Annotated in this window: 15 protein-coding genes; 6 read left to right on the top strand and 9 right to left on the bottom strand. The window is 55.3% G+C overall.

Going from position 1 to position 19257, the window contains the following annotated elements; all coding sequences use genetic code 11:
* Window positions 1-45: 45 nt before the first annotated feature.
* A complete protein-coding gene (locus tag AC1RNN_RS01170) occupies window positions 46-504 on the top strand; it encodes a hypothetical protein (RefSeq protein WP_493086694.1) in 459 nt (152 codons plus the stop codon).
* Window positions 505-698: 194 nt separating this feature from the next.
* Here AC1RNN_RS01170 and AC1RNN_RS01175 read toward each other — a convergent pair whose 3' ends face one another.
* Complete coding sequence (locus AC1RNN_RS01175; protein WP_493086692.1) at window positions 699-1754, bottom strand: alpha/beta fold hydrolase; 1056 nt, start codon at window positions 1752-1754, stop codon at window positions 699-701.
* Window positions 1755-1840: 86 nt separating this feature from the next.
* Here AC1RNN_RS01175 and AC1RNN_RS01180 point away from each other — a divergent pair, with 86 nt between their 5' ends.
* The 3 genes from AC1RNN_RS01180 to AC1RNN_RS01190 all read left to right on the top strand — a co-directional run bounded on the left by AC1RNN_RS01180 (window position 1841) and on the right by AC1RNN_RS01190 (window position 3176).
* Complete coding sequence (locus AC1RNN_RS01180) at window positions 1841-2287, top strand: RrF2 family transcriptional regulator (protein ID WP_493086690.1); 447 nt, start codon at window positions 1841-1843, stop codon at window positions 2285-2287.
* A 69-nt stretch (window positions 2288-2356) separates the two neighbouring features.
* Entirely contained in the window at window positions 2357-2638 is a 282-nt protein-coding gene (locus AC1RNN_RS01185; protein WP_493086688.1) for an HU family DNA-binding protein, read from the top strand.
* A gap of 94 nt (window positions 2639-2732) precedes the next feature.
* Entirely contained in the window at window positions 2733-3176 is a 444-nt protein-coding gene (locus tag AC1RNN_RS01190) for a helix-turn-helix domain-containing protein (protein WP_493086686.1), read from the top strand.
* Between the two features lie 135 nt (window positions 3177-3311).
* Here AC1RNN_RS01190 and AC1RNN_RS01195 read toward each other — a convergent pair whose 3' ends face one another.
* From AC1RNN_RS01195 to AC1RNN_RS01230, 8 genes are all read right to left on the bottom strand, one after another.
* On the bottom strand, window positions 3312-4463 hold the full coding sequence (locus tag AC1RNN_RS01195; protein ID WP_493086685.1) for a hypothetical protein: 1152 nt from the start codon (window positions 4461-4463) through the stop codon (window positions 3312-3314).
* Window positions 4460-8110, bottom strand: a complete 3651-nt coding sequence (locus AC1RNN_RS01200; protein WP_493086683.1) for an SbcC/MukB-like Walker B domain-containing protein — start codon at window positions 8108-8110, stop codon at window positions 4460-4462. The genes AC1RNN_RS01195 and AC1RNN_RS01200 overlap by 4 nt, the downstream gene beginning before the upstream one ends.
* Window positions 8107-8778, bottom strand: coding sequence for a DUF4194 domain-containing protein (locus AC1RNN_RS01205; RefSeq protein WP_493086681.1), 672 nt, complete (start codon window positions 8776-8778; stop codon window positions 8107-8109). Before AC1RNN_RS01205 ends, AC1RNN_RS01200 begins: the two co-directional genes overlap by 4 nt.
* On the bottom strand, window positions 8775-10073 hold the full coding sequence (locus AC1RNN_RS01210) for a Wadjet anti-phage system protein JetA family protein (protein ID WP_493086679.1): 1299 nt from the start codon (window positions 10071-10073) through the stop codon (window positions 8775-8777). Before AC1RNN_RS01210 ends, AC1RNN_RS01205 begins: the two co-directional genes overlap by 4 nt.
* A 244-nt stretch (window positions 10074-10317) precedes the next feature.
* On the bottom strand, window positions 10318-11130 hold the full coding sequence (locus tag AC1RNN_RS01215) for an ion transporter (RefSeq protein WP_493086677.1): 813 nt from the start codon (window positions 11128-11130) through the stop codon (window positions 10318-10320).
* A gap of 17 nt (window positions 11131-11147) precedes the next feature.
* Entirely contained in the window at window positions 11148-13349 is a 2202-nt protein-coding gene (locus AC1RNN_RS01220; RefSeq protein WP_493086675.1) for a DEAD/DEAH box helicase, read from the bottom strand.
* A gap of 22 nt (window positions 13350-13371) precedes the next feature.
* Window positions 13372-14676: an ATP-binding protein gene (locus tag AC1RNN_RS01225; protein WP_493086673.1), complete on the bottom strand. Its 1305-nt coding sequence runs from the start codon at window positions 14674-14676 to the stop codon at window positions 13372-13374.
* Complete coding sequence (locus AC1RNN_RS01230) at window positions 14673-17069, bottom strand: tellurite resistance TerB family protein (protein WP_493086672.1); 2397 nt, start codon at window positions 17067-17069, stop codon at window positions 14673-14675. The genes AC1RNN_RS01225 and AC1RNN_RS01230 overlap by 4 nt, the downstream gene beginning before the upstream one ends.
* A gap of 256 nt (window positions 17070-17325) precedes the next feature.
* Here AC1RNN_RS01230 and AC1RNN_RS01235 point away from each other — a divergent pair, with 256 nt between their 5' ends.
* Together AC1RNN_RS01235 and AC1RNN_RS01240 are read left to right on the top strand one after the other, a co-directional pair.
* Window positions 17326-18528, top strand: a complete 1203-nt coding sequence (locus AC1RNN_RS01235; protein WP_493086671.1) for a DUF1444 family protein — start codon at window positions 17326-17328, stop codon at window positions 18526-18528.
* A 25-nt stretch (window positions 18529-18553) separates the two neighbouring features.
* On the top strand, window positions 18554-19201 hold the full coding sequence (locus tag AC1RNN_RS01240; protein WP_493086669.1) for a phospholipase D family protein: 648 nt from the start codon (window positions 18554-18556) through the stop codon (window positions 19199-19201).
* Window positions 19202-19257 lie beyond the last annotated feature (56 nt).

Raw genomic sequence — 19257 nt, forward strand, 5'->3', positions numbered from 1 at the left:
TCGGAATAAATTACGTTAGACCTCAAGAACTTATTCTCAACCCACATGGCGCAACTCTCAAAGCTGTCTGTCGGCTGGAGCGGTCTGTTACCGAGCCTCACCACGTTCCTTGAACAGTGGCGACCTCCAACCCTTCGAGGCGAGACGAAATACAGAGATCATCTTCTCAGCGCTTTGCGAGCAGCTGTACCCCACGACTCAAAGGTTGAGAAAGAGTATCGCCACCGAGGAACGACTATTGATGTGTGGCTCAAATGGCAAGGAGTGTTCGCCAGCGAAGAGGTAGCCTTCGAACTGAAGGTCAACCTTCTGCGAAAGACCGACTATGACCGTCTTGTCGGGCAAATTGAAGGTATGGAACCCACGAAGTACAAGACCGTTGTTGTGCTCATTGGCGAAACAGATCCAACGTTTCTAGGCCGACTGCGAGACCGTTATGCTAAGTACATTCAAAATGATCTCGCACAAACAATGGCTATTGTGTGTGTCCCTGTAGAGCCCTAACTCTTCCTACAAACGGACATGCCTTCGACATGCCTCTTAAGTCCAATGTTGAACGTCCGTTCACTGCGTGCCCGGACGTCCGCTTTGGGCATTTGGCGCGCATTTCTTGGCGGTCGCTCTACCCAAAGCTGACTGATTGAACTGGCCAGTAGCACCCCGAATCGGTGGTCAGTTCAATCGAAATACCTCTGGGCTTAAAGCTTCCCCAGAAACTCAACCAGCAACTGAGAAACCTCCGCCGACCGCTCCTGCTGAAGCCAATGTCCCGCACCCTCCAGCACATGCGATCCACGCAGCCCCGGTACCAAACCCGGCATGGCCGCAACGATCTGGTCCATGCCGGGGATGCTCAACCCGGTGTCACGCTCACCGATCATGAACATCGCCGGCACCTGGATGGTCTGACCGATATAGGCCTGTTGCAGCTCCCAGTTGCGGTCCAGGTTCCGGTAGTAGTTCAGCGCAGCTCCGAAGCCAGTGGCCTTGAATTGCGCCACCAGATGCTCAAAGTCCTGCGCAGGCAACCAGTCCGGCAACTTCACAGGCTCCGGCAGACTCGCCAGTAAGCCCTCCTTGCGTGCCACCATCCCAAAGGGATTGGGCGTGCCATCTCCAGGTCTGCGCGGTCCTGCCTCCCCACTGGCCGCATACATCAATTTGCGTAGTGCCAGGCTCACATCCCGGTTGAACTCCGCTTCCGCTCTACCTGACTCCTGGAAATAAAGCGTGTAGAACTGGGCCTCATCGTTCTGCGGGAAGATCTTTGATGGAGGAACAGGTGGCTGCCCCATCATGGGAACGCTTAGCGCTGCAACGGCCCGGAACCTGTCCGGCCGCATCAGTGCTGCCTGCCAGGCAATGGTGGAACCCCAGTCGTGACCAACAATCACTGCCTTCTCTTCTCCCAAGGCATCCAGCAGCGCCACCATGTCGCCAACGGCATGCACAACGGTGTACTGATCCACCTGGCTGGGAGACTCTGTTTGGCCATAGCCCCGCATATCCGGTGCCACCGCACGGTAGCCTGCACTTGCCAATGCCGCGACCTGATGCCGCCAGGCATGCTTGGTCTCGGGAAACCCATGGCACAGAATCACCAAAGGCCCAGAACCACCCTCCAGAATGCCCATCTTGAGGGTCCGGGTCTGAATGGTCTTCTCGTTCATAGCAAACTCCTTGCTGACTGCCTGGATACTGGTAGTGGAAGCGACCAAAGCTGCAGAAGCGAGGAAGAACTGGCGGCGCAGCATGGCAACTCCTGTTTGGGGTGACCTCAATCGCTAACAATAAGGTCCAAGGCATTACTGTAACACCAATAGTTACTGAAAGAGTTTCAATGAAAACGGATGAGCGACTTGCCCGGATGCTGCATGTGCTGGTGCACATGGGCCTGCTTGGTGGCAAGGAGACCTCGGAGACCATCGCGCAAATGCTCAACACCAATCCCGTGGTGGTTCGCCGCACCCTGGGCGAACTACGGGAGCACGGCATTGTTGAATCGGAAGGTGGTCGCGGCGGTGGATGGAAGCTGATCAAGCCACTGGACGAAATCACCGTGCTGGATGTCCAGCGTGCTCTGCGCGAAGGATCCGTGCTGCCAGCACCTGTGTCCAGAGATCACCCCACGTGTCCGGTTGAGCAGGCATCCAACGCCGTGCTGGAGACGGCACACGCTGCTGCGGAGAGTGTGCTTTTAGAGCAGTATGCGGCGACTACCTTGGCGGACATTGCTGCCACCGTAATGCCCGAACGGCGCGCCAAGCCAGGTGCGCGTAAACGATGAGTTCGTCACCCGCACGTCATTTATGGGTGTGCCAGAATCCGCGCTCCCACTTTTAACTGGAGTACGAGATTGAACAAAGCTGAACTGATCGAAGCCCTGGCCAAAGAAACCGATGTATCCAAGGCCGCCGCTGGCCGCTCTATTGAGGCTCTGGTGAGCATCATCACCAAGGCCGTGGCCAAGAAACAGGACGTGCAGCTGATCGGCTTTGGAACCTTCAAGGCTGCCAAGCGCGCTGCTCGCACGGGCAAAAACCCTCGTACTGGTGAAGCCCTGAAGATCGCAGCCGCCACTGTGCCAAAATTCACAGCTGGTGCAGCCTTCAAGGCTGCGGTGAACAAGAAGAAATAAACGGCCAGTTTCAAACAGAGAGGCGGCAGTGGTGCACTACCACTGCCGCCTTTTGTTTTGGTGGCTTACAACACACAGGACTATCCTTCGCCCTATGAGCTCATTGATCAACTCTCTCAAGTCTGAAATCGCCCGTGTGGCCCGCAAGGAGCTCAAAGACGAGTTGCTGGCCCTACGCAAAGCTACCACTGCGCATCGCTCTGAGATTGCTGCGCTCAAGCGCCAGGTCAAGTCTTTGGCAACTGCACTTCGAGCTGCGACCAAGACGTCCAAGACAAACAAACCTACGGTCGAGGTAACGGAGGCGTCAAAGGTACCTGGTTTTCGTTTCAGTCCAGAGCGTCTGACAGCCATGCGTGAGAAGCTGGGTCTTACCAAAGCCGAGTTGGCTCTACTAGTCGATGCAGCTTACCTCTCGGTGCACAAGTGGGAAACCAGCAAGGCTAAACCCAGGGCTGCGCAACTGAGCAGGATCGCCCTCATCGCCAAGCTTGGTAAACGTGAAGCACAAAGGCGTTTGCAGGAACTGCAGTCCTAGTAAACCCCAGAGCAGTTACATGCTAGCAACTCGTTCGCCAATACTTGAGAATTTCCGCTGTCTCTAAAGTCGAGAAGGTTTACTCAATGCACTGGTTCTCGGAGGGATGAAACAAGGATTGTCATGGTGCTGTACTCAAAGATGAAATAGCTCTTGATCTATGAATCGCTGACTCTTTTGCATTGCGGGGATGAGGTACTCATCAACGTAAGGAATTCCAATACCCTGCAAGGGAAGTTGTTTCTCCTTGCTGCTCTCCACTGCGGAATGCCCGTTGCCAGCAAGCAGAGCTTCCAGCATGGGTTGATATCCTGTCTTCCAAGCACTTATGTCCATGAAGTTTTGCTTCATAGTGGCCAGAATTTGCATGCCAGACCAGTCTAAGTCACCCCAGAAACAGACATCTACCGCTGTATTTTTGCCAAACAACCAGCTTTCGAAGTAATCCACGCTGTCTCTATCGGTTTCTCCAAGACTGGAGAAGTACAGGGATACGCAGTCTGGCTTGCGCAGCCTTGCCGCACTGCTCTTGAAACCGGATGCAAACACGAGTGCCAGTTTGTAGTACGCGGAACTTTGCGATCGAATTGCACGTTCGAAGCTCAACAAGTTCTCTATGAAAAGAGTCCCATTGAATCCGCCCTTGGGTAGGAAAACCTGAAGCGGTACCGGTGTTTCAGGAAATGGGCACTCTTCTGTTTCCAGAACGGCACAAACCAAACCGGCCCGATGGTCCAAGACTTTGGACATCCCCCAGAACAGTCGTGCCGAAACCTCTCGAAGCATCAGAGGTTCTCGCACTAGATCTTTCAATTGGTTCAATCGCTTGACCACATCGACCATGTCTCTGTCGACCAGGTCAATGCAGTACCAAGCTGCTGCATCCTTGGCGGCATCCGAAGCATGGAGATGCTCCCGTATGGCATTCCTCCATCGCTCGGAAGCAGTCTTCGTTCTTTCGGAACGATGAACGGCTTGACGGATGGCTGCAGTATTGACGGCTTTGACCTTCGGTCGCTGGCCATAGCCTTGGTTGCTTTTGAGTGCAAGGACAGGGGATATATGGAGCCAACTCGCTTTTTCGAGTTCGAGTACCTGCTCCCACAAGACTTCCTTGTCCGATTCAAAAGGTGCTTGGTAGAGTGCCGGCCAGGTGAGATTGCTTAGCGCAAGTGCCTGTACACTAGCACTCCCTCTGGTCTCCGCAGAGTCCAGTTTGTCCACCAGTTTGTTAAGTAGCTGCTGAATGGCCGGAGTTTGGAGCCAGGGAAAAACTGGTAGCGTCATGCTGGTATGGGGGGCTCTGTTTGATCCTCGGCGATCTCTTCGGGGTACGAGGCATCGAAGAGTTGTTTGGCTTTTTCTCGTGCAACCTTCCGTTGGCGCTCCCAGAGTTCACGCATCTTGTCCGCCTTGAAAATGCGCTCGTCGCATTCAGAGACAAAGTCGAGCTCGCCGTTGGTGACACCCTTGAGACGGGTGAAACTGTATTCGCGGTTGAACTCATCCTTGAGGGCACCGGCTTTCATGGTGGGCATGGCACTGATGATTTGCAGATCCAGTTTGTCACGCAAGAAGCTGAGAACGGCCCGCGCCCGAGGCTCATCCATTTTGGCGAAGGACTCGTCGTTGACCAAGAGCTTCAGGCTGCCGCCTTTTTCGAACAGCTTCAGCCGGTTCGTAACGACTGCTGCTCGCACGATATAGGCGGGAGTTTCAAGCTGGCCACCGGATCCAGTTCCCCATTCGGATAGCCGAACGCGACTGCCACTGGTGGTTTCGTTGATGATGTCGTAGCGACGGTAGTTGCGATAGTCCGCGATTCGAAGCAGTTCTTTGGTGGCCTTTTCCTGGTCCTCGTCCAGCAGGAGTTTGACTAGGCGATCGCGTATGAAGGCGTGTTTTTCACTGAGCTCACTCTCTCCAAAGAGATCGACTGGCTCTACGGAGTCCGCAAGCCGGGTGACCGCCTCAAAGAAGCTGAGATAGTCCGCGTACTCGGGTTCAAATTTGGTGTATTCGATCATGAAGCTGTCGGCACCGAACTTGAGGTTTTTGAGCTCGTGATTCATTTGCCGCAAGGTGCGAACACCTTCGTCGACACGACTCTTGATCTCTACGCAGAACTGCTTGGTGAACACGTCGTGGAAGGATTTTTCCGCTTCATCAAGCTCCTTGCTGCTGTTGTACAGGCCGACTCCTCGGAGGTTCTCAAGGGTTTTGGAAACCGACTTTTCCAGGGCTACCAGCGCCTGGTAGTTGGCCTCGAAAGACAGACTGTCGTGTCGCTGTTGAAGGAGGACGGCCAAGCGATCGTCGGCCTCAACATGGCTGTTATAGGCAGTCAACGCTTCGCGAACATCAAACAGGCGATCGTCTGGCCTGGGCGCCAAGATCTCCAATTGGCTTTTGGCAGCACCGATGGTCAGACTGGTGTCTTCCAGCTGTTGTTGGATGGTGTCCATGAGCCTCTGATAGACCAATGCAGGATTGGTGTCGATCAAATGCTTGATCTTTTGAATCTGGGCTTCCAAGTCCTGCAAATGCACTTGCTTTTGCGCCAGGATGGTTTGAATTGCAGTTTCTGCCGTGTGGATCGCGTTTTCGTACTGGACTTCCCGACGGCTGGCGTTGTTGATGAGTTCGTTATTTGCCTTGATGTTGCGGACAACTTGGGCGAGTTCCTCCTCCAGCGATTTCACCTCCCTGATATCCAGACTTGCCAGGGCCTCCCGGTTAGTTTGGATGCCCATGGCTGCATCTCGCAAAGGGGCCGCATCGAAGCGGGGTGTCCTTAAGCCGTGAAGCGAGGAACGGATCGCTTCGATTGTGGTTTTGGCGGTCTGAAGTTTGCTCACTTCTATGGTTGCGGCCTCCAAGTCCTTGAGGACCTTCTCCAGTGCAGCCTCCCTTGCTCGCGATCCAAAGACATTGCTTACACGGTCCGGTGTGAACATCGTGCGGCTGCCTGAGGCAATGCCGTCCAAGGTCACGCCACGCTCGATCTCACGCAAGGCTTCCGTGTCTGCCGCCTTGATCACACTGCCAAACTGATCCACCAAGTACGCCCAGGCAATGGGGTTGGCGGATTGAAGTTCATGAACAATGGAGTCGTCGGGCAAAGTCTTGCGCTCGGCGCGTCGCAAGCACAGCGTGCCTTGAACCACCTTGGCATTGAGTTTTTGTGCTTTGAGGTAGTCCACGCAGCGACGTTCCCATGCAGGGGCCACGATCAAGTTGAATCGTGCACCGCCTAGATAGCTTTCAATGGCGTTCTGCCATTTCAGTGATCTGGGCTCGACCAGTTCGCAGAGAACCTGGGTATTGGCTTCCGGGAACTCTTGGTTCAGGGCAAGCAAGGCACGATCTACCGGAGTCGGATATACGACTTTGCCAGAGGCTAGCCGTGCACGCTGGGTATCCAATTCCTTGGCCTTGATTTCCGCGCTGCTAAGGCTCAATGTGAGGTGAGCAGCCTCCGAAACGGCCGCAATCAGTACCCCTTGGTCTTGACCAAGCAGCGCTTCATGCAACACGCCAATCGTGTCGTTGATGCCACGAAAGGTTTCGACCAGGTCTTGCAGTTGGTCTACATTGAGATCAGCTTCTCTGGACGCGGCTTCCACCAAATCGGCGCACATTGCCAATCGGGTGAAATCTATTTTCCTGTGGGCTTTTTCAACGCGGGCCACCGCATCCTTCAACTCACGGAACGTATCCGGGACAGGCCGTGCAACGAGCTCTCTGGTCTTCTGGTCCATCAAGCCGGCGGCCAACAGTGCCGAATCCAAGGATCCAAGGCATTCTCTGGCTTGTCGTGTGGCATTGGACAGCTTGGTCTCGAGATCAATTTTCTGGTTGTGTACGGCAATGCCTTGGAGCCTGGCGGTAAGGTGGATGCGCTTGGTGTCCAGGCCTGATCCTTTTGCTCGCCAGCCAAGAATCTTTTCTTGCTCATCGCGTTGGTCTTGCTTCGCGTGCAGGATCACACGTCGTTTGCCTTCGATTGCTTCATCATCTGTTCCTAGTTGCAGTTTTGCGACCAGCAGGCCTTGTAAGAGATGCGCTTCGTGGGCATGGTTGGCCTCTTGGATGCTGGTCTGCAGTTCTGTCAGCTTCTTGACGCTTGCTTTTAGGCGCTGACTTTTTTGCCGAAGGTTGCTGACCTGGCGCATCAGGCCGCTGATGCGTTCGATGTCCTGTTGGAGCTGTTTCTCATCAAAGTCCAGAATTTCATCGCGTACCAGCTCATGGACTGAGCCGATAGGGCGATAGGCGATGGACTGCACCCAAGCCTTGGCAGCGTGGATCGCTTCATCCTTGGTCACCCCCGATTTACCGCGGAAGCGTCCGTAGAGTGCACACAAATAGTCTGTCTTTTTGTCGTGAAAGTCGTTGACCTTGCTGTACCTGGTTTGCAAGTGCCTTGCGATGCGGTCTGCAGGCATGCATTCGCCGGTTTCGACATCGCGCATGAAGTCTTCAAAGGTGAGGGCGGCCTCGTCGACAATGACCAGAGACAGGCTCTCCAACTTGGGTTGTCGCGTATCACCGGTCCCTTCGACGCGGGCAGAGGCAGCGACTAGCGCGGTAAACGGCTTGAGCCCTTCCTCTCCTTTGTCTGGACGGAAAACCGCAGCCATGAAACCCTGTGCACCATCGCTGCGAGAGAAGTTGTTGTACTCCGCACCCACGATGTAGGACTCCAGCGTGCGCTTGGTCTTGCCGCGCCGCTGACCTTGGGCGACTTCATCCTGCCCAGGGTTGTAGTTCATGACTCCTTTGTAGGCCGCCGTCATGACGGTTTGCAAAGCATCCAGCATGGTGGATTTGCCTGACCCGGTTTCACCGGTCAGCAATGTCATGTCCCCCATCTCGAAGTTTCCGGAGCGCAGTTGGCCCCAGTTCACCAGAATCAGTCGATCAAGCTTCATTCTTGTGTCTCCACAGCTTGGGGTACTTCTTCCAGGGCTCCATCGGCATCCAAGGCCGCTGCGAGCGCTTCATTGCTGACAATGCCCAAGATGGTCGGGCGAATCGCCAGATAGGCGTCTTCATCCTTGATCGAGAAGGTCGACTGGAAGCGCAATAGGCGATGGCGCTTGAGTTCGGCAAGTAGTGCCATGCGATCCCCATCACCGTCAGGGAGTGGCCGTTTGAGCTGGGTTTGAAGCGTGGCTGCCAAATCCTCGAAACTGATCAAGGCTTCTGCCACGGTGTCGATGAGGCCCTGGTTCAGCTTCTCCTGGTACAGAAACCGCAGCGCAATGGCGCAGGCCACAAAATCGCTGGAAACACGGACTTTCATGGATGGAACGGGCTGCAAAGAATCCTCAGGCAAACCGTCCACGACGGCGCCTGGCCCATAGAGGCGAAAAAACTGCGCGTTCAGATCGTGGTGGAGTGAGAGCCCTGCAATCTCAAAATACTCCGCCAAGAGTGCCTCAACCCGCCGGGCATCGTCATACAAAAGCTGCTCCGTCCGGTCTTCGTCCCGGACCAGAGTGCCGTAGGTCAGCAGCCGCACAGCGACTTCACGGAATCTGTCCATGGAGAGGTTGGCCTCAGCGAGTTTTTCTCGCAGTTCCCTAGTGATGCTCATGTCTTCTTCTTGAAATCAAATTCGTAATCGAACCCACTGTAGAACTCGTTTTCCACGCGGTGAGGGAGGCGGTGTGCGACCAGGTCACCCGCTCTCGCACTGCGAATGGCTTCGACGGCCTGCATATTGCTGATTAAGTCACGTGCGCTGTCGGGGGGGAGTGCGGAAAGGCGGATGGGGTGTTTGAACAGTGCCAGGTCTTTTCGCAGCTTGTCAGCCAAGTCTTCATTGGAGACTGCGAAGGCCTCCGATTCAGCGCGATTCAAAAATGCCTCAAGGCGAGCCGCACGACTGGCTCGAGGTTTCACAGAAATGGTGGATGCTTTGCGGCGTTGGGTCGCGGACCGGAGTTTGAAGCTGGCCGGATCCAACAGGCGAAGTTCGACAGTGGTGATCTGTTCCCCGATCGACAGCAGAAGTCTGTCTTGGCTGGCTCGATCGCGCTCGGCAAGTTTAGCAATCACGCTCAAATAGGCATGGCGGTTTTGACCCGTGCGCAGCATCATGGATTGCTGCACAAGTCCGGTGACACGGCGGATATAGGTGTCCATCGCGCGCACGAATGTCGGCTGTTTGGTCTCACAGGCTGCATTCACAATCTCATCGATGCGATCGAGAAGCCATTCCAGTACTGAAGGACCGGAGTGTTCTTTGACTGCCCATTGGGCGATGTCTTTGAGCTGATCCTCCATCCGCTGAAATCTTGGTCCGTCCGCCTCCTGTCGCAGGCTATCAATCTTGGCTCGGATTGATTGGCGATTGAGCGTGGCGCTGTCCGCTGTGAGTTGCTTGGAGTAGTCCCTCTGAAATCGGTCCAGGAACTCCACGAAGCCTTCCCATTGGGAGTGGACTGTGGCTTCCTGCATGAGTTGGCGGATGCGTTCCTGGAGATAGTCGATGCCATCCGTAAGGTCTTCAATGACTTTCTCGGCATATTCGTAGGCGTCGACGATGTCATGGGCGTCGCCACGATCCGACAAGGCCGCCTCCAGTGCATTGCGGCAACCGCGCATATTGCGCTGCCTGCTGCGACTGGGACGGTAAAGTGACCAGAACGCTTCCGAGAAGAGCTTCCCCGGACGAGAGAAGCGAAAGGCTGTTACTAGGCCATGCCTGTCAGGGAACTGTTCCAGCCAGCCATCACGGAGTAGGGCGCGGATGATGGCGGCAGTCAGGGACTGGGGGTCCGAGGTGTCTAGGGCGCTGAACTCGTCCTGCCCGACTTCCACATCCAGGTCGTTCTGGTACTCCCGCACGACTGGTGTGATGAGTTCTCGAAGGGACTCTCGGTTCAAGTTGTGTGCGTAGTCTGCAGAGGGACCGTGAAGTCGCTCGTAAAGCGCTCGCAGGCATGCGGAAATCAACTCCCGTCTGGAGCTATTCAGCGGACGAAAGAAGCGGTGTCTTTCTGCCTCAAAAAAGACGGGTGTACTCAAAATCTCTCCCTTGCAATGGGCATATTTTGCAACTGAATAGGAACTGTTTGAGGAGTGCTATGGGTTCAAGCCAGGAGAAACGCTTTCCTGGTTCACAGACTGTCTATCCATGTGACGTCTCTGCGTGCTCTCCGGTCAACTTCTTTCCGCATTGGGGACACATGACGGGTGTGTCATCACTTGCTCCCGCTTCAACAATGGCAGCGGTCACGATGGCGGTAGGAAGTGCAAAGACTCCAATCCCAAATACCGACACTAGGCCTGCGCACAGCTTTCCAAACGGTGTCATGGGCACCATATCGCCGTACCCGATGGTCGTCAGCGTGGTCATCGCCCACCACAAGGTAGCCGGAATGCTGGTGAACACTTGGGGCTGGGCAGCATGTTCGATTTGATAGAGGATGGCTGCTGAGGCATAGATCGACAGCACCATCATGACGACAGCCACCACCAGCAACTCTTTCCGCCGGCTCAGCGCGGCTCCGATCCGTCTAAGTGACTCTTCGAAGTGCGCCATGTTCAACACCTTGAGCAGGCGGACCATACGCGCTACCCGCAGGAAGCGGAGATCGACTGGCGCCCAGAAGGTCAACACAACAATTAAGTCCAGAATGGGAAGAGGGCTCAGCGCATATCTAAGGCGGCCGACTACGGGCTGTGCGTACCGTTTCTGTTCTACGCACACCCAAATCCGTGCCAGATATTCCAAGGCAAACAGGGTGGTCGAAAGCGCCTCGAACGCGATGAAGGCTGTGTGGAACGCAGCCTTGATGGATGGGACGGTTTCAATCGCCACCAACAAGGCGTTGGAAACTATAAGCGCTGCCAGGAGATAATTCACATACCTAGCCCACGGGTTCTGCCTAGAGGGCTTGTGCAGTATGTGGAACAGTCTTTGTCTGAGTTGGTTTTTCATGAAAAGCTTTGAAAAAATCAAGCAACAGGCAGGGCCTGTCGGACCCAGGCGAGCGCTTCGTCCAAGTCAAGATTCTGGCTGGCATAGGCTTTACGCAAAAGGCTTGGTGGCAATGCCCAATCCCATTTTTCTCGCTGAAGGTTCTGAACGTCCTCCAGGAGAATGTCGATAGCTGGGGGCTCGCCAGTTGCCGCCTCTCGCAGCGCGTCAACGATCGTTTGCTTGGGATGCTTTCCCTTGAGGATTTCCACTCCAGGGCCTGAAGGCGTGGCGGTAAAGCCGTGTCGTATGAGTAGACAGGAGATAGCCTCATTGGCGGAATCACCGAGCCAGGTCAGGAGTAACACCTCTGCGCCTTGGTCAAGAAATACGCGATTCGCCAAGTCTCGTCGTTGGTAGCCGCTGCGAGCTTCTGCAAGGAACGTCTGTGCAGGGCTATCCAGAAAGGTCGGATGGATGGTTCCCTCTAGGATTTCTCGCATGCGCTGTCGCACACGTGTGTGTGTCCGACCGCCACCGCCAGAGAAAGAAGGAGGCACACCACCGGAAGTGCGGGTGACGTAAATGGTCTTTTGTTCTTCATCAACCTCTTCAACGCGCCAGGTCTTTCCGGCAAAAAGAATCCGCTGGCCTACAGTGAGCATCTGCGTCACCGGCAAGGACCCCAGCGTGTGGGCCCCTGTGACGATGCGAAACTCCTCCTCGGCCGCAAATGCGGCATAGAAGGTGTAGTGATTGACATTTTTTTCACCCACCCTACCGTGGAGCAGTAGACCTGAAGAGTCTTGCTGCAAGAACTCTATACGCCCAAGGTGTCTCAATAGCTCCAGAAACTCTCCTTTGGAGAGATGAGGGAAAGGGTTCCCGTTTCCACATAGCAGGGCATACAGCTGCGAGGCATTGGCGCCCCCCGTCTGCGCGACGGACGACAGAATCTGTTGAACCAGGGTAGACAGATGGGCGCCCTGGGACCGGGGTGGCTCAAACCACTTTTCCAATAGCAAGGTAATTTGCGCCGCCATTTGGATGGTGCCCAGCCTCAACTCGGTGCTGAATGGGGCGTCGACTCCAATCGCATCCTCAATGCAGTACCCACGCAGAATTGCGGGCTCACCTTTGCGCCTACCAGAGCGGCCCAGACGTTGCCGCAAGCTTGCGATGGACGGGGCGGCTCCGATTTGGGCAACGCTTTTGACGGATCCAATGTCAATTCCCAGTTCCAGAGTGTTGGTACAGATCGCAGATGCGGGGACTTCTTTTTGCTTTAACGCGGCCTCGGTTTCTGTCCGGATTTCTCTGGAAAGGCTGCCGTGGTGTGGCCAGAATTCCTTAGGGACTTGGCTCTTTTCGCACAAACCGTTGAGTAGGAAGGTGTAGCGTTCCACCTCGCGCCGCGAGTTGGGAAAGATCAGGTTGTTCGATCCACGCAGGGTGTTGAACATGTGCAGTCCGACTTGCCCAGGCGTGATGGGATCGGGCGGATCTTCGGCGCCATCTTGTTGCACAACCAGAGGCTCTTCATACCCTTTCACCAATACACGTAGTTCTACCTCCGAAGACTGCGATACCACCAGGGTGACTTCGGAGGCGTAGCCAGGTCGGAGGAAGTCGGCCGCGAGGCCCATGTCGCCGAGGGTGGCAGAGAGGCCGATTCGAGGTACTCGTCGGCTCAGGGCATTGTCGATACGGTGCATCAGTGACTGCAGCTGTTTTCCACGTTCAGAGCCGATGAACGCATGAAGTTCATCGACGATGAAGAAGGTGGTTCGGCGGAAAATGGCGCCAATGGAGGAGCCCCGGTTGCACATCATGGCCTCCAGGGACTCCGGGGTAATCAGCAGTACGCCTTGGGGTTTGGAGAAAAAACGGGTCTTCCGGGACGCTGCGATATCTCCGTGCCAGGGCCAGACCGGTATCTCAAGCGATTCGCATAGGCGGTCCAGTCGACCGAACTGGTCGTTGATGAGCGCTTTGAGAGGGCTGATGTAGACAATCAGCCCATCTGCGTTTGCTTGGAGCAAGTGGGTGAGTGCGGGAAAGAAAGCGGCTTCGGTCTTGCCTGCAGCGGTCGCCGCTGCAACGATGACATCACGGTCTGCATGGATGACATGGGGAATCGCCGCTTCCTGGGCATCTCTAAGCTCCTCCCATCCTTCTGCCCAGATAAACCGCTGAATCTGCTCATGAAGCAGGAAGAAGGAGGCGCTCTCGTCTGCCATGTCAAATTGGGGGCAACTGCGCTCAGAGCTTGAAAGAACTCAACTCATCGTCCCCGGAGACTTCGACCTTGAGGTCTTCTGCTGCTCTGTTGTCTGCTGTGATCTCAAGTCCTCCCAGCAGGGTCTCCCACTGTGCGCCTGGGTTTTGCTCCAGGACCGCCAAGAGGTTCACAAAAGACGTGATGGTGGTTCTTGGCGTACGGAAGTAGGTGTCTCCAATCCGCTTGGAGCAGTGTTCCATGAAACTGAAGATGCCGTTGTCAGGGAGTAGATGCTTGGTGGCATCACCACTGGCAAAGACGTGACGCACCTTTTGTAGAAGCACATAAAAGTCTTCAGGGGTCAGACTGGATAGTCGTACGACGGGGCCACTGAAGTCCACCAAACCTTCTGTGGCGAACGTGTTCTGTGAAAGGCGACTCTGCAAGGCCGGGTAGCTGTAGAGCCCTCGGCGGGTGTCCAACAAGAACTCGGGCGTCCCACCCAGAATGAATCCCAAGCCCACAGCGGTACCCTGGAGGGAGTCGTTCAGGATCCGCAATATCTGCTCGTAGTTTGCGTTGCGTGCCTGTGTATTTGCCAGCTTGTAGAGATTCACCAGTTCGTCCAAGCTGACCAGCAGTCCCGCAAATCCAGCTAACCTGACGAATCGGGCCATCAGTTTGAGCTGGTCATACACGGAGGCGTCATCGACGATGGTTCGAACGCCCAAGGCTTGCCTGGCATCCGTCTTGGTGGTGAATTCACCTCGAAGCCAGCGCACGGCATCCGATTTCAGCTGCTCGTTGTCTTCTTCTACACCGCGGCAATAGGCCGCGATGACATCCGCGAAGTCATAACCGTTTACCAGTTCAGTCAGTTGTTCGAGCTTCTGACGAAGAACCACTTCGGTCGACAGCCCGGCTGCTTTGGCTTCCGTTTTTGCCGTCGCGATGAACTTCTCTACGATGCCGGCCAGTGCGCCACCCTCTGGTTTCGTGCGGGTGGAAATGTTGCGCATCAGTTCTGCATAGAGTGAACGCGCTTGACCACCACTGGCATGCAGCCGTCGATCAGGGTTCAAGTCTGCACTGGCAACAACCAGCTTCTTCTCCATGGCGACCGCGCGAACCAAGTTCAGGAAGAAGGTCTTGCCAGCCCCGTACTCCCCGATGACCGTCCGAAAAGCCGAACCTCCATCTGCAATGCGTTCAATGTCGCTGACCAGCGTTTCAATTTCTCGGGTTCGTCCCACCTGGATGAAATGCTGTCCTGTACGTGGAACCACGCCGGCACGCAGGGACTGAATTACCGCGTCACGGTCTTTAGGGCGGATAGGGGTTGTCATGCTTCCAGTTTCTCCAATACGGCAGTGTTTACTTCGATAGGGTCATCGCCCTCGGTCAGCGGGAGGTCATAGGCGTCAAAGGCCGCCTCGTTGATTTGCTCCAGCGCTCCGTCAAGCATCAAGTCAAGGTCTGCTGCGGCATCGTTCAAGTCCGCGCGACTCCACTCACTTCGTGTCAGAAGCAGTCGTGCGAGTGCGCTGTGGGCGATGTCCAGTCCCAGGAAGCCCTGTTGCGTCTGTTCCTCTGCTTCGTCCGTCGACGGTGGTTCGATCGTGGGTGGAACTGGGGGTGTTTCATCGACAAAAATGCCGGATAGAAGCGCCGAAACGCGTTCGGTGTCCTTTTGCAAGGCAGCAATCCGCGCAGCGTCAAGCTTGAAGCCTGTCTCACCTGAAGGTGCTGCTACCTTGTTGGCCTCATTGCCGGCAGAGGCCACGGCATGGAGGTCGCTAAAAAGGCGCTTCGGATCGAGGTCTAGGGCCTTATAGACCTTCTCCAAGGTCTTGATCTCGGCTGGGCTGACATCGCCATCTGCTTGGGCGACTGTTGCCATGAAAGACGCAATCGCTTTTTTCGATGCGGGTGGCAGGGGCGCCAGCTTCTGCTTGAGCGAGAGCAAGGTGACCGGGGTGTCCTTCAAGAGTCTCAAATGAGCGAAAAGTCTCTCGCGGTGGGGTGTACTCAAGTGTGCCCAGGCCTCAATCTGGGCCCTCAAGTGAGCTAATTCGGCCGCGGAAAAGTCCCCATCCGCTGCAGCGATAGCCGAGGCAGTTTGTAGAGTGAATAGGGCCGTTTGGTAGGCGATGGATGTCCGTTGCAAGGGGGAGCCACTATGCGTAGCGAACAGGACGATATTGCCGTCTGCTTTGGGGGGCTTTGCTCCTCCGATGACATCCGGTTCCATCCCAATTCCTATACCCTCCAGAACCTTGGCCAGTCCCACCAGCTTGTCTTTTGCGACAGCGGTCGATGCTTCGAAAGCACCTAGCAATTCGGTGAAGGGCAAGGTGACGATTCCGTCTTCGAATTTGTCCTTCAAGGCGTGTAGTTTTTTCTGGACCTGCGCAGGCCAGACGGAGTGAGGCAGCAACAGCAGGGCATCCAAGGATGCATTTAGTCCAGGATTCCGCCCGAGGTAGCGGCTATAGGAGTCCAGGTCTTCGCAGGCCAAGTCCGCGATTTTCTTCAGTTCGGCTATTGGTTTGGTAAGCGCAGTGGCGTCAGGCAGGTTATCAAACGTGAGTGTGATGTCCCCTCTGCCATGGAGGGCCGATGAGGCTGGCTTGTAGACAAATTTAAGCTTCGTTTTGTTTACCGGAATGACGAGTCCAGTGTCGAAGGTGTTGGTGTATCGCTGTACAAAGAGCTGCTGGAACTCCTCCGGGCATCGTGTAGCAGGCGTCCGAAAGAAAGTGTTCGGATCATGCTGAATCCATGCAAAAGCCAGCTGTGCCGGAAGTGGGGTTTTGTCAACCATTGCTTGGCCAATGGCTACCTTGAGGTATAGGGGAACTTCCCAGGTTTTGGGAAGTTCTGGTATTGGACTGTGATAGAGCTTGCCTGAGTAACTGGCGAGTTCCACCCAGTTGAGTAGATCTGAGGCATAGCGGCGGAATGAGTGTGAGCTCTCGCCATATATTGATAGCAGCCTTCGGAGTTCTGTCGCAATGACCGGCCAGTCTGTGCGTGTAGCTGTATCCTTTGCTCCATCAACGACTGCTCGCCGTTCAAGGCCGTAGAAGTACAAGAAAACGTAGCCAATATCTGCGCTGGGTGATTTCCTGCCCTCTGCGAGCCAGTTGAGATAAGCGTGGCGATCGCTGGGGTTGATGCCGGCGTAGCTTGGCCAGTAACCTGAAAGGGGTGTGGTGTAGCGTCCATCCGACACGACCTTTTGGGATGGGTCGATGAGGCACGGGTCGTTGCCACCGCGCCCAGTGGCCAACGTGGTCCCGACATAAATCAGACCGCCAGAAATCTTGAAGCCGGCTACTTCAACAGACTCAGTTTGTGGAATCCATCGTCCTGGTCCGAAGCCGGGAGGGGCGGTTGGTATACGCCTGCCAGAAGACGCCTGCTCTGGGTCTCTCACTAGGAATGGAGGTTCTTCGTCCCGTGACGTATTCCGAGACTGCGATGCGGTAGTGTCAAAAAGTCCGCTAGACCCGGATGGTGGTGCCACCTCAGCATCTGCTCGGTGCGTGGCAATGGCTGTGTCAGCCCCCTGTCTCGCTTTGGAGAAATACGCGGCGCACTTGCCGATGAGCACGAATACGCCGACAACTCCAAGGAAATACCAGACCTCCTTGGGTATTGACATCAAAAATGCTGCCACGGCAGCGATTCCGATCAGTGCCAGATCGGATTTGGAGCCTTTTTTCTTTCTTCCCATCTCTTCCTCCCGGCCCCAATATACAGAATGTTACAGATGGGTGGCGTAGAGAGTATTCCGCTTGGTGTTCGCCAAGTACTACCCACCAGCATCGTCCTGGTGTCAGAAAACGGTCGAATCTCGCTTTGCAATGAGAGTAATTCACTCGAACGGGGGATGGTCGTGTTCAGCGTAGTCCCGGAAAATCCGATTCACCACTGCTGGACCGGCACGTGGACCAATTTATCAGTGTGCGGGGAGAGCGATCTTGGGTTTGATGGAGTTGTTGACGGGGAATCTTTCCCAGCAGGATTTTGCAAAGAAGTACATCAAGGAGCTTCAAGTCCAATCACCATGTTCAGTGCAGTTTGACGAGGCCCAGTTTTGCTTGCGGGTCGGCGAAGAAGATGGTGCGGGTTGGATCTTTCTCGCGAACTTTTACGCGGAGTACATGCGGAGTCCCCGGTTGAAACGCGATCAGGCGTTACGAACCATGGTTTCCAACCGTACGAGCGAAATACAAAGCTTTGCCGAGAACCCGCCCAGCAAAAAGACTTTGCTGCCGGTGATACGTGACCTCTCGCATGCGTGGATCAGCGACATGCAGATCAAAAAGTTGAAGCTCGATGCACCAGGCACCCTGCCAGGTACTCCGCTGGGGGAGGACCACAGCGTCCTGCTAGTGCTGGATACACCAACCTCAATGCGCTACCTTGGGCAGAAGGAACTGGCCAAGCTCGAACTGAACTATGAGCAAGCGTATGCGGAAGCGATCCACAACTTGCGCAGCATCTCTCCGGAAAAATGGTTGAGCCTGGGAAGCCAAGCCTATGCAAGCCAGTGGAATGACAACTACGATTGCTCACGCCTGCTGTTGACGGACCTGATCCACCGACTTGATATCTCGGGCCGCCCGATTGCCATCACCCCGTGTCGTGGCGTGCTCATGGTTGCCAGTGAAAACAACGTAGATGGACAGCGCGCCATCATGCAGTTGGCTCTGGGTATCCTGGAAGAAAACTCACGCTGGACTTCGCCTGAGGTCCTCGTGTTGGAAAACGACCGTTGGGAGCCATTCACACTCACCGATCCAATGTGCATCGCTGTCCAGCAAGAAATGACCGTGCGCATGCGCAAGTCGGTCTATGACCAGCAGAAGCACATTCTGGATGACTCTCACCAAGGCGCTGGGCAGGACATCTTTGTTGCCAACTTCATGGCCTACAAGAAGTCCGACGGTGTTCTGTCCGTTTGCACCTGGGGCAAGGATGTGGATGCGTGGCTGCCTCGCACCGAGTACATCGTTTTTGTGGACGCTGCCAGCGAAGCCTCTTCGAACATGATTCCTTGGGATCTGGCACTTCAGCATGTGGGATCCCTGATGACCCAGGTTCCAGATGTACTGCCAGTGCGGTACCACGTGAGCGGGTATCCAGATGGGGAGAGCTTGCAGAAGATGGCTGCAACAGCTGCGGTTTGAGTGCTGGTAAACCTAGAGGTCGCTCATGCCTATAGCCCTCATCTTGAGAAAGAGCGCCGCAACCTCACTGTTCCGCGACTGCATGATTGCCGCTCTTAACAGCGGTCAGGGCAATCAGCTACTTTTGTGCTCCGGCTTCTTTCAAGAAGGGGCCGTGGGTGAGTACCGGGCAACTCAAGAGCCTGGGTTCATTGATGCGCTGTTGAACCACGACATTGAAGTCAACCTAGTCGGCGTCTATTCTGGCGTTTGGATGCCACGTTTAACGGCATTCCGGGATGAGCTGCTCGCGGCGGGCGTGAATGTGCAGGGATGGCGAAAGTCTGGATATGGATGGCATTCCAAGATCTGCGTGCTGTCTCGCAACGGAAAGCCTTTCTTTGCCATTGTCGGCAGCAGCAATCTCACACGACCTGCATTTGGCGCCGCAACGAGCCCAGTACAGCCCCCGGTTGACACCAATTCGGAGTGCGACGTCGTATTGTGGCGCTCAGGTCGTCGCTATCAGCGGACAGAGACTGCACTAGAGTTGATCCTGACCAACGATGCATATGCGGGGCAGATTATTCGAGCACCGTACCATCGAAAATGGAACTTTGGACAGACCCTCAAGCAGCGCCTTCAAGGACTCATCCACGAGGTAGAAGCCTCCAAGCTGATCCCCATTCCGTAACACGATCGCGAGGCGAACAGTGCTTGATGGCGTGTTTGCATAGGGGGCTGAATAGG

Source organism: Rhodoferax sp. GW822-FHT02D07, from assembly GCF_058802405.1.